Genomic DNA, 12,275 nt, shown 5'->3' with positions numbered 1-12,275 from the left:
TTTTCACGGCATTGTCGTTTTTACCGGCCATTTTGCTCATGATGACTGGGTTCACACGGATTGTGATTGTGCTGTCATTGATGCGGCAGGCGATTGGTACGCAGGCGGTCCCACCCAATCAGGTGGTGGTGGGTTTGTCATTGTTTTTGACGCTCTTCGTCATGGGGCCAACGCTGGATAAGGTCTATGAAGATGCTTATTTGCCCTACAGCAACAACACGCTGCCGTTTGATCAGGCGTTGGTAAAAGCGGAAGCGCCCATGCGCCAGTTCATGAGCAAGCAGACACGCCAATCCGACTTGGCCTTGTTTGTGAAACTTGCCAAGCTTGATGTTGCAACCACGGCGGCAAACGCCCCGATGCGGGTGCTGATTCCGGCCTTTGTCACCAGCGAACTCAAGTCGGCCTTTCAGATCGGGTTCATGATCTTTATCCCCTTTTTGGTGATTGACATTGTGGTAGCCAGTATTTTGATGTCCCTGGGCATGATGATGTTGTCGCCGGTGCTGGTGGCGTTGCCCTTCAAACTTATGATTTTTGTGTTGGCCGATGGCTGGAATCTGTTGCTGGGTTCGCTTGCGGCCAGTTTTGTGACCTGAGGTGGACCAATGAATTCGCAATTGGTGTTGAGCATGGGGCAGGAAGCCTTGTGGATGCTGTTGATGATCTCAGCCCCGGTGTTGGGGGTGGTGCTGGTCGTAGGCTTGTTGATCAGCTTGTTTCAGGCGGTGACGCAAATCAACGAGGCGACTCTGGCATTTGTTCCTAAACTGATCGCAGCCATTGCCGTATTTGCGTTGGCCGGACCATGGATGCTGGCTTCATTGGTGGACTACATTCGGCGCACCATCGAGGCCATTCCCGCTGCGGTGATGTGAGCCTTTGCCGTGATCACGTTCTCTGAAGCGCAACTCACGGCCTGGCTGTCGCCGCTGATCTGGCCTTTCCTGCGCACCCTGGCGCTGTTCACGTCGGCCCCGGTTTTTTCGTCCAAAGCGGTGCCCGTGCGGGTCCGGATTGCGCTGGCCTTTTTTGTGGCATTGGCTGCGCAGCCAACATTGGCGGGCCAGCCGATGGTCAACATCAATGACCCGGGAGCGTTTGGTGCGGTGCTGCAGCAGGTCGGCGTCGGGTTGGCCATCGGATTTGCCATCAGGGTCGTGTTTGCCGCCGTTGAATTGGCAGGCGAAGTGGTTGGTTTTCAGATGGGCTTGGGTTTTGCGTCATTTTTTGACCCCTCCATGGGCGGCCAATCCAGTGCGGTGGCCCGTTTTTTTGGGCAAATGGCGATGTTGATGTTTGTTGTCATGGGCGGCCATGTGATGGTGCTGATGACGGTCATTACAAGCTTTACCGCATTTCCAGTCGACCAGAATTTTCTGGAGTCGCTCAAGCAGATGAAAATTTACAACCTGGGCACAGACCTTTTTGCCAGTGGCCTGTGGATGGCGTTGCCGATGGTGGGTATGTTGATGTTTGCCAATTTGGCACTGGGCATTGTGTCGCGCGTGGCTCCGCAAATGAACATTTATGCGATTGGTTTCCCGATCACGCTCACCGTTGGTTTGGTTGGCATGGCCGCCACGTTGCCGATGCTGGACCAGCCATTTCTGGCTTTGATGGGGCGCGCCATCGACATCTTTTCGCCCAGATAAACGCTCGGTTCAGACCAAGTCGTTGCGAATGGCGTAAACCGTCAGCTCGGAATTGTTGGTCAGTTTGAGTTTTTCTAGCACGCGTGAGCGGTACACGCTGACAGTTTTGGGGCTCAACATAAGCTCTTCAGCAATGTCTGAAAGCCGCTTTCCAGAAGCAATTTTTAACAAGGTTTGTAGCTCGCGTTCTGACAGGCAGGCATGCAGGCTGGTGTTCTCGGGTGCGCTCAGGTTGTCTACCAGCATTTGCGCCACCCCTGGGGTGACGTATTTGCGCCCTTGTGCCACCGTGCGAACCGCCGCGATCAGGTCGGCCGGATCACCGGCCTTGTTCAAATAGCCTTGCGCGCCTGCTTTCAGACACCGAATCGCATACTGGTCTTCAGGAAACATCGAAACCATTAGCACCTTGATGGGAGAGTCTGTTTCGCGCAGGCTAGACAGCACCTCAAGGCCCCCACGGCCCGGCAAGTTGATGTCGAGCACAAGCACATCGCAGGCGTGGGATCGCATGGCTTCGCGAACCTCGGCGTAGCTCCCGGCTTCAGCCGTGACCTGAATGTCAACCGCCTCCGCCAGTGTGTCGCGAATGCCACGACGCACCATGGCGTGGTCATCACAAAGTATCACGCGAATCATGTGTCAGAGTCTCCTGTGTCATAAGCCGTTGATTTTGTGAGTGGAACAGAAAGAATAATGGCAGTGCCATGCCCCGGCTGAGAGCTTACATCCAACCATCCGCCTACGGTGCGCGCCCTCTCTTTCAGGCCGCGAATACCAAACGAGCTCGCCTTGGCAAGGTCCTCGCTGGTGATGCCCAGCCCGTCATCCGTGACCTCCAGTGTCAACACGCCTTCCGCATCTGATAGTTCAATCTTGACCTGTGTGCATTGAGCGTACTTGCCAATGTTGGTCAATGCTTCCTGTGTGGTGCGATAGGCCGTGAGTTGCACCGACTTGGGGAGACCTTCAATTTTTTGTGGCGCGCGCACGGTCGCGGGCAGGCCTGTGCGTTTGGTAAAACTGGTGGCAAGCCAATTGACGGCCGCGACCAATCCTTGATCCAGCACGGCAGGGCGCAAATTCATCATGATGCGCTGGCTGGCCTCAAGCGCATGCGTCAGCATGTCACTGGCGGCACTCAGGTGGGACTGGGTGGCTGGGTCTGAGCTGTGTCGCGAGATCCATGACAGGTCAAAACGCACGGCGGCCAGTGAGCCACCAATGTCATCGTGGATTTCGCGGGCAATGGCTGCGCGCTCTTTCTCGATGGTGCTTTGCAAATACTCGGCAAAACTGGCCAGACGTTTTTCGGACTGCGCAAGTTCAACATCGGCGGCTTCTTTTTCAAGCTGGATGCGATGCATTTCAATGGCGCGTTCCAGAACTCGCCCGAGTTTGCCGATATCTTCTTTGGGTAGGTAGTCGCTGATGCCGACCTTGATGGCGGCGACGGCCGCTGACTCGCCAATGGCGCCGGACAGCAAGACGACAGGCGTTTTCAGTTGCTTTTGCTGCATGACTTGCCAAGCATCCAGCGCAGTGAATCCGGGCAGCCGGTAATCAGCCAGAATGACATCGAACGTGCATTGTTCAAGTGCCTGAGCAAAGGCATCCAAAGTATCGACACGTTCGACCTCTGTGACGCCACCCGAGCGCTGCAGTTCACGCTTGACCAAGGCATGATCAAGGGGTGAATCCTCCAGATGCAAAATGCGCAAGGGGGTGGGGTTTGGGGGGTGGTTCGTCATATTTGGCGCTATGATTGTCTGTGATAGTAAGGGGTTCTGGTTTGCAATGTGAGCACAGGAGAGTCTATTGGCCATGTCGCCTGATCAAACGCCATTTTTAGTTCCGACGGTTGAGCTGCCTGTGATGCTGGTGGCTGAGGTGCAAGACTCGTTGCTGGTCGTCGTGCATGACTTGAATCGACTTGATGGGTTGCTGGCGCACGCGATGGAAAACCTGATGCAGCGCTTCACCAGTGCCAGTGCCGATCTTGCTGATCCTGCGCTGGTGGCGGTCAAAGAGCTTGAAGGTGTGCGATCTGCCTTGCGCGCAGCGGTGACTGAGTTGCAGTTTCAGGACATGGCCTCGCAGCTGATTGTTCACACGTCAAAGATTCTTCAAGGCTGCGCCTACCGTCTGGCATCTGATGCCATGGGTTATGAAGACGGAGAAGCCGTACCTTTTGTTGAAGACGTCCCCGACCGCCCCAATCCTGTCACACAGGATGAAATGCAGGCCGGATCGATTGAGCTTTTTTAAATATCTGGTGACAGATGGAAATAGTCGGAGTTTTTCATGCCTTTAATACTCACTGTTGATGACTCGCCGTCGATGCGCAAGATGGTGTCATTCACGTTGACGGGTGCCGGTTATCAGGTGGTGGAGGCTGTGGATGGTGTTGATGCCTTTGAGAAGGCGCAGGCGCAGACTTTTGATCTGGTGTTGACTGACCAGAACATGCCGCGTCTTGATGGTTTGGGGCTAACCCGTAAGTTGCGCGAGCATCCCCAATTCAAATCGATCCCCATTCTGATGTTGACCACTGAGTCCAGTGACCTCATGAAGCAAGCTGGGCGGGCCGCCGGTGCAACGGGTTGGTTGGTGAAACCGTTTGACCCGGCACGCTTGATTGAAGTGATCAAAAAAGTCGTCAAATAAATTGCGTTGATTTAACAACCGATCTAATAAAGATACCAGGAGATAGTCATGGCTGAAGTGCATCAAGATGCGGGTGGTTCCGGGGCTGACTTTGACTTGAGTCAGTTTTATCAGATATTCTTCGAGGAAGCCGGAGAAAACCTGGATTTGATGGAGCAAATGCTGCTCAATTTGAATCTGGAAACGGCAGACGACGAAGAGCTCAATGGCATCTTTCGCTGCGCCCACTCGGTCAAGGGTGGTGCAGCCACATTTGGCTTTTCGGACGTGGCCGAATTGACGCATCAGATGGAGTCATTGCTTGACCGTTTGCGTCGGCATGAATTGCAGCCCAATCCAGCCATGGTGGATGTATTGCTGGAGTCAGCAGATGCATCGCGCGGTCTGTTGGCGCGCCATCAGGCCGGCGATACGGGCGAGGGCCCGCCCACTGGCGAGCTGGTTCGCAGAATACGCGCTTTGGTTGCGGGTGAAGCGCTTGCTGCGGCCCCGCCCCCTGTTGCAGCGCCTCAACAAGTCGCTGCGGCAGCGCCCAAGCCAGCTGTTATTGTTCAGCCGGCAGCACAGGCACCGGTCGGCATCGTTGTGGCCAGCGGTGTACGCCACCTAGACATCACCATCAGTCAAATGGAGCGTCAGGATCAAGCTGATTCGTTGATGGAGCTGTTTCGTGACATCCCAGGTTTGGGTGAGATCAAGGCTTTGCCAGTGGTGCCTGGTGGCAGTCGCCAGTTTGAAGTCACGACGACGTCAACCAACGACGATTTGCTGGACTTGTTCGCTTTTCATGTGTCGCGCGAGCAAGTTGTCATCCAGGAAAAAGACGTTAATTTGGCAAGCGGCAGCGAGGTCGCGCAAGCCCAGGTAGAAGCTGAAGCTGAAGCTGCCGCGCCTCCAGTGCCTGCCACTGATGCAACGCACGCGGCTTCTGATTTTGGATTTTTTGACGGTGCCCCAGGTGCCCCAGGTGCCTTGGTCTCCGCTGAAGCTGAGCACAGTGAAGATGCGCAGCCCGTCAGTCAAATGGTTGCGGCCGTTGCCAAAGTCGCGGCCAAACCTGCTGGGGCAGCCGCTGCGCAACCTGAAGCCGCCACGATTCGTGTGGCGATCAGCAAAGTTGATCAGTTGATCAATCTGGTCGGTGAACTGGTGATCACACAGGCGATGTTGGCGCAAAACAGCCGGGCGCTTGACCCGGCGCTGTACCAACAGCTGCTGACTGGTTTGACAGATCTGGATCGAAACACCCGTGACTTGCAAGAGTCGGTGATGTCGATCCGCATGATTCCCATGTCCATTGTGTTCAGCCGGTTCCCACGCATGTTGCGGGATCTTGCTGGCAAACTGGGCAAAAAGGTCGATTTTGTAACTCTGGGCGAGGCAACCGAGCTGGACAAGGGCCTGGTTGAAAAGATCACAGATCCGCTGACCCACTTGGTGCGCAACAGTTGTGACCATGGTATTGAAATGCCGGCCGACCGGATCCGCGCTGGCAAACCGGAATCCGGCAAGATTACTTTGTCGGCGGCGCACCAGGGTGGCTCGATCGTGATCGAGGTACGCGACGATGGTCGTGGCATGTCGCGTGAGAAGATTCTGGCGAAGGCCAGGGAAAAGGGTTTGGACGTGTCAGACACCATGACAGATGGTGAAGTCTGGCAGTTGATTTTTGCGCCTGGTTTTTCAACCGCAGAAGTGGTGACTGATGTATCTGGGCGCGGTGTCGGCATGGATGTCGTGAAACGCAACATCACCTCGCTTAACGGTACGGTCGACATTGAATCGGTTGAAGGTTACGGCATGAAGGTGTCAGTGCGCTTGCCCCTGACCTTGGCCATCATGGATGGCATGTCGGTGGGCGTCGGCAACGAGGTTTATATCTTGCCGCTTTCGTCCGTGGTGGAATCCTTCCAGGTGAAGTCGGGCGCGGTTAGCACCGTGGGCCAGGGGTCACAGTTGGTCAAAGTGCGCGACGAGTATATGCCCGTGATTGAACTTGAGAAAGTCTTTCAGGTGCCACGGTTCGACATGGAAAAAACCAGTGACATCATGGTGGTGATCGAGGCTGAGGGCAGTCGCGTGGTGCTGTTGGTCGATGAGTTGCTGGGGCAGCAACAAGTGGTTGTGAAGAATCTTGAATCCAACTACCGCAAGGTACCCAACGTGTCGGGCGCGACCATTCTTGGCGATGGCAAGGTGGCGCTGATTCTCGACACGGGTGCGTTGGTTCGCCGTTCACGCCATTGAGGCATTGGGTCGATTCAGGAGAAACAAGATGAGTGCGATTGAAAAAATGAATGATTCAGTGGCGGTTGGTGCGCGTGAATACCTGACCTTCAGGTTGGGCCGTGAAGAATACGGCATCGATATCTTGAAGGTGCAGGAAATTCGCGGCTACGAGCCCCCCACACGCATCGCCAATGCGCCACACTTCATTAAGGGTGTGGTCAATTTGCGCGGAACGATTGTGCCGATTGTCGACATGCGGCTGAAGTTCAATTGCGCCAGCGCCGAGTACGACTCTTTCACTGTTGTCATCATTCTTAACCTGCACCACCGCATTGTCGGGATCGTGGTGGACTCGGTCAGCGACGTCATGGAGCTGGCACAGGAAAACTTGCGGGCTGCGCCCGATGTTGACAGCGTGATTGACAGCGACTCCGTGATCGGACTGGGTTCGCTGGGAGACCGGATGTTGATCTTACTTGATATTGAAAAATTGATGTCAACGGTTGACATGGGGTTGGTCTCTGATCTGAGCTGACGCGTCGCAGGCTATAGATTCAGATGGCAGTTTTTCAACCAGGCCAGTTTCAGCAGGACGCTGGCACGCCTGATGTTCAAGGGCGCGAGTTTGCCTGGACCGATGCAGACTTTGACCGGGTGCAGACGCTGATCTACCAACGCGCTGGCATCAGTTTGCACGATGGCAAGCATGCCATGGTGTACAGCCGGCTTTCCAGGCGTTTGCGCGACACCGGGCACCAAAGTTTCAAGGCCTATTTGAGTTGGCTTGAGAACAACGATGGCCCGGAGTGGCAAGAGTTCGTGAACGCGCTCACCACCAACCTGACCTCTTTTTTTCGCGAGCACCACCATTTTGAAATTTTCAATGAACTCCTGAAATCCAACCGCTCGCATGGCGCCTGGCGTGTCTGGTGTAGCGCGGCCTCGACCGGTGAGGAGCCCTATTCCATTCTCATGACAGCCATTGAAGCATTGGGCGCAAATCCGCAACTCAAGCTCATGGCCAGTGACATCGATTCCAAGGTGTTGGCGACTGCGGCTCAAGGTGTGTATCGCCATGAAAACTTGAAAAATGTCAGTGAGAGTCAATTTCAAAAATTTTTCTTGCGCGGCAAGGCAGGCAACAGTGGCATGGTCAGGATCAAGCCGGAACTGCAGCGCCTAGTGGAATTCATCATGGTCAACCTGGTGCGTGACGACTGGCCATTTCGCGAGCCTTTTGACGTGGTGTTTTGTCGCAACGTGATGATTTACTTTGATGCACCGACACAACGCAAGGTGCTGGAGCGCATTCATCGGGTGATGGTGCCGGGTGGCTTGCTGTTTGTCGGACATGCGGAGAACTTCAGTGAGTCGCGCGATCTGTTTGTATTGAAGGGGAAAACTGTCTATGAGCGTCGCTAGAGTTGTCAGCGCTCGGGTGTCAAGAATTGACCATTTCAAGTCGTTGCCGCGCAACCCGGGAGAGGCCTCTTTTTTTTACAGCGACCACCACTTTCAGTACGACGCTGTCAAAGTGTTGCCTGGTGAGTATTTTGTGGCCAGTGAAGACATCATGATCATGACCGTGCTGGGGTCTTGTATCTCGGCCTGCCTTTGGGATGGGCGTGTGCGGGCCGGAGGCATGAACCATTTCATGTTGCCTGACGGTGACAGTGCCGACGGGGGCGGGCGCTACGGGTCCTATGCGATGGAATTGTTGATCAACCAAATGCTCAAACTTGGCGCGCGTCGTGAGTCGATGCAGGCCAAGGTGTTTGGTGGCGCCCAGGTGATGGCAGGTTTTACGACTATGAACGTGGGTGAACGAAACACCAAGTTTGTGCTTGACTACCTCGCGACAGAGCGAATCCCGGTGGTGTCGCAAGATGTGCTTGACATTCACCCAAGAAAAGTCTGTTTTTTTCCGGTCACCGGAAAAGCATTGGTGAAGCGGCTGGCGCATTCACACCCGGAGAGCTTGGTGGTGGAGGAGCGCAAGGGCAATGCACTGTCGGTCGCCAAATCGACCTCTGGTGGCTCGGTAGATTTGTTTTGAGGATTGGGAATTGAAGAAAATACGCGTGGTTGTGGTGGACGATTCGGCGCTGGTGCGTAGCCTGTTGGCTGGCATCATCAATCGTCAAGCAGACATGGAGTGTGTCGGCGCGGCCAATGACCCACTGATTGCGCGGGAGATGATTCGGGAGCTCAACCCTGATGTACTCACCCTGGACATTGAAATGCCACGCATGGACGGCATTGATTTTTTGGGCCGCCTGATGCGTCTGCGCCCGATGCCCGTGGTGATGATTTCAACGCTGACCGAGCGTGGCGCCGAAGTCACCATGAAGGCGCTGGAGCTTGGTGCCGTTGACTTTGTCTCAAAACCGCGCATTGGCGTGTCCGATGGCTTGAGTGAGTTGTCGACCCAAATTGTCGAAAAAATTCGCATTGCTGCTGGCGCACACATCAAGCGCACCGTGCCTGCCACTGCGCGGGTTCAGGACACAAGCGGCCGGCAGGTCGTTGAGCGGCCAACCGCCACCTTGTCCGGGCGAATCTCGACCGAAAAAATCGTCTTTATCGGGGCTTCGACCGGTGGTACCGAGGCGATCAAGGAGGTGCTGGTCAAGCTACCCGCCGACTTTCCGGCCATTGTCATCACCCAGCACATGCCGCCTGGTTTCACCACCAGTTTTGCCGCTAGGCTCGATAGCCTGTGTCGGATATCGGTGCGCGAGGCTGTCAACGGCGAACGGATATTGCCCGGGCATGCCTACTTGGCGCCGGGTGGCAAACAGTTCAGGGTGGATCGCAGTGGTGCAAATTATGTGGCGGTGGTTGATGATGGTGAGCCGGTCAATCGCCACAAACCCTCGGTCGAGGTGTTGTTCAAATCGGGTGCAAAGGTTGCCGGGCGCAACGCCTTTGGCATCATGCTGACCGGCATGGGCAATGATGGTGCCCGGGCCATGAAAGAGATGAAAGACGCTGGCAGCTACAACTTTGTTCAAGATGAAGCCTCGTGCGTGGTGTTTGGCATGCCCAAAGAAGCCATTGCCCACGGCGCCGCAGATGAGGTGCTGCCGCTGGGCGATATTGCCGGCGCGCTGATCGCCAAACTGAACGCCAGCGCTGATCGTTTTCGGGTTTAGACCGCGCCAAAGCGCCGTGAGACCGCACCAAGCCGCTGCAAAAATTCACACCAGCAGCGTGCCCGGGCACTCCAGATAACCGCGCATTTGCTGAATAAATTCAGCGGCGTGCATGCCATCGACCACGCGGTGATCAAACGAGCTTGACAGGTTCATCATCTTGCGCGCCACCACCAGCCCGCCTTTGATCATGGGCCGCTCGACGATGCGGTTGGTGCCCACAATGGCCACTTCAGGGTGGTTGATGACCGGCGTGCTGACAATGCCGCCCAGTGCACCCAGGCTGGTCAGGGTGAGGGTGGAGCCACTCAGGTCGTCACGGGTCGCTTTGCCGTTGCGGGCGGCGTCGCTCACCTTCAGCACGGCGCTTGCCGCTGCCCACAAATCCAGCGTTTCAGCATGGCGAATCACTGGCACCATCAGGCCGCCTGCGGTTTGTGTGGCCAAGCCGAGGTGCACGGCGGCAAAACGCGTCACCACGCCCGCATCGTCGTCATAGCGGGCGTTCACCTCTGGGTGGTCGCGCACGGCCAGCACCATGGCGCGCATCAGAAACGGTAGCACGGTGAGCCGCCCGCGCGCCTGGCCGTATTGCGTGTTGAGGCGGGCGCGCAGGTCTTCCAGCTCGGTCACGTCAATTTCTTCCACGTAGGTGAAATGCGGAATGCGACGTTTGGCATCCTGCATCTTTTGCGCGATCTTGCGCCGCAGGCCAATCACAGGAATCACTTCTTGTGCCTCTAATGGCCTGTAGCGCTCGTCCTGATTGCGTGAGTAGCTATTTATTTCAGAGCTGATGGGTGCTTGGGGTCGTGTTGATGCCGCCTCGGATTTGATGGGCGCTTGGGCTGGCGCTGTGCCTGCCGCATTGGCTGGGGTGAGTGCTGCCAGATCCGCCTGGAAGATGCGTCCGGCCGGGCCGCTGGCCGGCACCTGTGCCAAGTCAATGCCCAGTTCCCAGGCGCGTCGTCGCACGGCGGGTGACGCGATCGGGCGCGATGCTGTGCCTGCCAATGGGGACCCATCGGCCAGCAACCGCTGTGCTAGTGGGGGCACAGCAGCCGCAGGCTTAAGACTTGTCGCCACGTCACTGTCGCTGTCACGGCCGTCACCACTGCGCGCGTTGGGTTGGCGCTGGGGTTTGGGTTGGGCGTCTTGCGGCGCTATTGGCTCAGTTGACCTGGCGTCTGGGACTTCCTTTGCTTCTGCTTTTATTTTTATAGCTGCTTGCGCAATATTTACGTGGTCTATGGCCTGTTCTATATGAATAATAGGTGTGCCAACCGCCACAACCTGACCCACCACTGCGTCCAGTGACACCACGGTGCCCGCCACATGGGACGGGATTTCTACCGTGGCCTTGTCGGTCATCACGTCGGCCAGAATCTGGTCTTCTGCCACCACATCGCCCACCTGCACACGCCAGGCCACCACTTCGACTTCGGCAATGCCTTCGCCGATATCGGGCATTTTGATGCTTTGAATGGTCATGATTTAAGCCTCCATCACACGTTTGAAAGCAGCCGCCACGCGCGCTGGCCCCGGAAAATACGCCCACTCCTGGGCATGCGGGTAAGGCGTGTCCCAACCCGTGACGCGCTCGATGGGCGCCTCTAAATGGTAGAAGCAATGCTCCTGAATCAGGCTTGAGAGCTCGGCGCCCAGACCGTTGGTGCGCGTGGCCTCATGCACGATGACGCAGCGGCCAGTCTTCTTCACCGAGGTCACGAGTGTCTCCAGGTCCAGCGGCCACAGGCTTCGCAAGTCGATGATTTCGGCATCTAAGCCAGACTCGACGGCCGCCGCTTCCGCCACATGCACCATGGTGCCGTAGGCAATCACGGTGACTGCGTTGCCGGGCCGGGTGACGCGGGCGCTGTCCAGCGGCACGGTGTAGTAGCCTTCGGGCACATTGCCCAGCGGGTGTTTGCTCCAGGGCACCACCGGGCGCTCATGGTGGCCGTCAAACGGGCCGTTGTACAGGCGCTTGGGCTCCAGAAAAATGACGGGGTCATCGTTTTCAATCGAGGCAATCAACAGCCCCTTGGCGTCATACGGGTTCGACGGCATCACGGTGCGTAGACCGCATACCTGGGTGAACATGGCCTCAGGGCTCTGGCTGTGCGTTTGGCCACCGTAAATGCCGCCACCACACGGCATGCGGATGGTCAACGGGCAAGTGAAGTCGCCTGCCGAACGGTAGCGCAGGCGTGCCGCCTCTGACACGATCTGGTCCGTGGCCGGGTACACGTAGTCTGCAAACTGGATTTCCACCACCGGGCGCAAGCCATAGGCGCCCATGCCGACCGCCGTGCCAACGATGCCGCCCTCAGAGATGGGGGCGTCAAACACGCGCTGGTTGCCGTATTTTTTCTGCAGCCCTTCGGTGCAGCGAAAGACGCCGCCAAAGTAGCCCACGTCCTGGCCGTAAACGACCACATTCGGGTCACGCGCGAGCATCACGTCCATCGCCGAGCGCAGGGCCTGGATCATGGTCATGGGCGATGTGGCTCCGGTGCCTGGCTCTGCGCCGCCCTGCGTTGCGCTGGTGCGCATGGTTTGGGTGTTC

Annotated in this window: 14 protein-coding genes; 10 read left to right on the top strand and 4 right to left on the bottom strand. The window is 56.7% G+C overall.

The annotated features are described in order from the left end of the window. From fliP to fliR, 3 genes are all read left to right on the top strand, one after another. Window positions 1-599 (top strand): flagellar type III secretion system pore protein FliP (gene fliP, locus PHQ58_RS16070; RefSeq protein ID WP_300112604.1); only part of this gene is annotated, 599 nt, incomplete at its 5' end. A gap of 9 nt (window positions 600-608) precedes the next feature. Then, a complete protein-coding gene (gene fliQ / locus PHQ58_RS16065) occupies window positions 609-878 on the top strand; it encodes a flagellar biosynthesis protein FliQ (RefSeq protein ID WP_300112602.1) in 270 nt (89 codons plus the stop codon). Between the two features lie 9 nt (window positions 879-887). Continuing rightward, the gene (fliR, locus tag PHQ58_RS16060; RefSeq protein ID WP_300112600.1) at window positions 888-1,655 is read left to right on the top strand and encodes a flagellar biosynthetic protein FliR; all 768 of its coding nucleotides are present in this window, start codon (window positions 888-890) and stop codon (window positions 1,653-1,655) included. A gap of 9 nt (window positions 1,656-1,664) precedes the next feature. Here fliR and PHQ58_RS16055 read toward each other — a convergent pair whose 3' ends face one another. Then, the gene (locus tag PHQ58_RS16055) at window positions 1,665-2,294 is read right to left on the bottom strand and encodes a response regulator transcription factor (RefSeq protein WP_300112598.1); all 630 of its coding nucleotides are present in this window, start codon (window positions 2,292-2,294) and stop codon (window positions 1,665-1,667) included. Beyond that, window positions 2,291-3,406: a response regulator gene (locus tag PHQ58_RS16050; RefSeq protein ID WP_300112596.1), complete on the bottom strand. Its 1,116-nt coding sequence runs from the start codon at window positions 3,404-3,406 to the stop codon at window positions 2,291-2,293. The genes PHQ58_RS16055 and PHQ58_RS16050 overlap by 4 nt, the downstream gene beginning before the upstream one ends. Before the next feature lie 73 nt (window positions 3,407-3,479). Between PHQ58_RS16050 and PHQ58_RS16045 the strand changes: the two genes are divergently transcribed. The 7 genes from PHQ58_RS16045 to PHQ58_RS16015 are packed head-to-tail and all read left to right on the top strand — an operon-like array spanning window position 3,480 to window position 9,706. Beyond that, window positions 3,480-3,923, top strand: coding sequence for a hypothetical protein (locus PHQ58_RS16045; protein ID WP_300112594.1), 444 nt, complete (start codon window positions 3,480-3,482; stop codon window positions 3,921-3,923). Between the two features lie 36 nt (window positions 3,924-3,959). Then, a complete protein-coding gene (locus PHQ58_RS16040; RefSeq protein ID WP_300112593.1) occupies window positions 3,960-4,322 on the top strand; it encodes a response regulator in 363 nt (120 codons plus the stop codon). A 48-nt stretch (window positions 4,323-4,370) separates the two neighbouring features. Next, on the top strand, window positions 4,371-6,569 hold the full coding sequence (locus tag PHQ58_RS16035) for a chemotaxis protein CheW (RefSeq protein WP_300112591.1): 2,199 nt from the start codon (window positions 4,371-4,373) through the stop codon (window positions 6,567-6,569). A 28-nt stretch (window positions 6,570-6,597) separates the two neighbouring features. Next, the gene (locus PHQ58_RS16030) at window positions 6,598-7,086 is read left to right on the top strand and encodes a chemotaxis protein CheW (RefSeq protein ID WP_300112590.1); all 489 of its coding nucleotides are present in this window, start codon (window positions 6,598-6,600) and stop codon (window positions 7,084-7,086) included. 23 nt (window positions 7,087-7,109) lie between these two features. Continuing rightward, window positions 7,110-7,973 carry a CheR family methyltransferase gene (locus tag PHQ58_RS16025; protein WP_300112588.1) on the top strand — a complete coding sequence of 288 codons (864 nt, stop codon included), beginning with the start codon at window positions 7,110-7,112 and terminating at the stop codon, window positions 7,971-7,973. Then, window positions 7,960-8,607 (top strand): chemoreceptor glutamine deamidase CheD, encoded by a 648-nt coding sequence (cheD, locus tag PHQ58_RS16020; protein WP_300112586.1) that lies wholly within the window; start codon window positions 7,960-7,962, stop codon window positions 8,605-8,607. The genes PHQ58_RS16025 and cheD overlap by 14 nt, the downstream gene beginning before the upstream one ends. Window positions 8,608-8,617: 10 nt before the next feature. Next, a complete protein-coding gene (locus PHQ58_RS16015; RefSeq protein ID WP_300112584.1) occupies window positions 8,618-9,706 on the top strand; it encodes a chemotaxis response regulator protein-glutamate methylesterase in 1,089 nt (362 codons plus the stop codon). A gap of 45 nt (window positions 9,707-9,751) precedes the next feature. Here PHQ58_RS16015 and PHQ58_RS16010 read toward each other — a convergent pair whose 3' ends face one another. Together PHQ58_RS16010 and PHQ58_RS16005 are read right to left on the bottom strand one after the other, a co-directional pair. Then, a complete protein-coding gene (locus PHQ58_RS16010) occupies window positions 9,752-11,197 on the bottom strand; it encodes a dihydrolipoamide acetyltransferase family protein (RefSeq protein WP_300112582.1) in 1,446 nt (481 codons plus the stop codon). A 3-nt stretch (window positions 11,198-11,200) separates the two neighbouring features. Then, complete coding sequence (locus PHQ58_RS16005) at window positions 11,201-12,262, bottom strand: alpha-ketoacid dehydrogenase subunit beta (RefSeq protein WP_300112629.1); 1,062 nt, start codon at window positions 12,260-12,262, stop codon at window positions 11,201-11,203. Window positions 12,263-12,275: the final 13 nt, after the last annotated feature.

This window comes from Rhodoferax sp. (assembly GCF_028688795.1).
Classification (GTDB): Bacteria; Pseudomonadota; Gammaproteobacteria; order Burkholderiales; family Burkholderiaceae_C; genus Rhodoferax.
The sequence above is the reverse complement of the archived record's forward strand: the minus strand, read 5'-3'. Positions and strand labels throughout refer to the sequence as shown.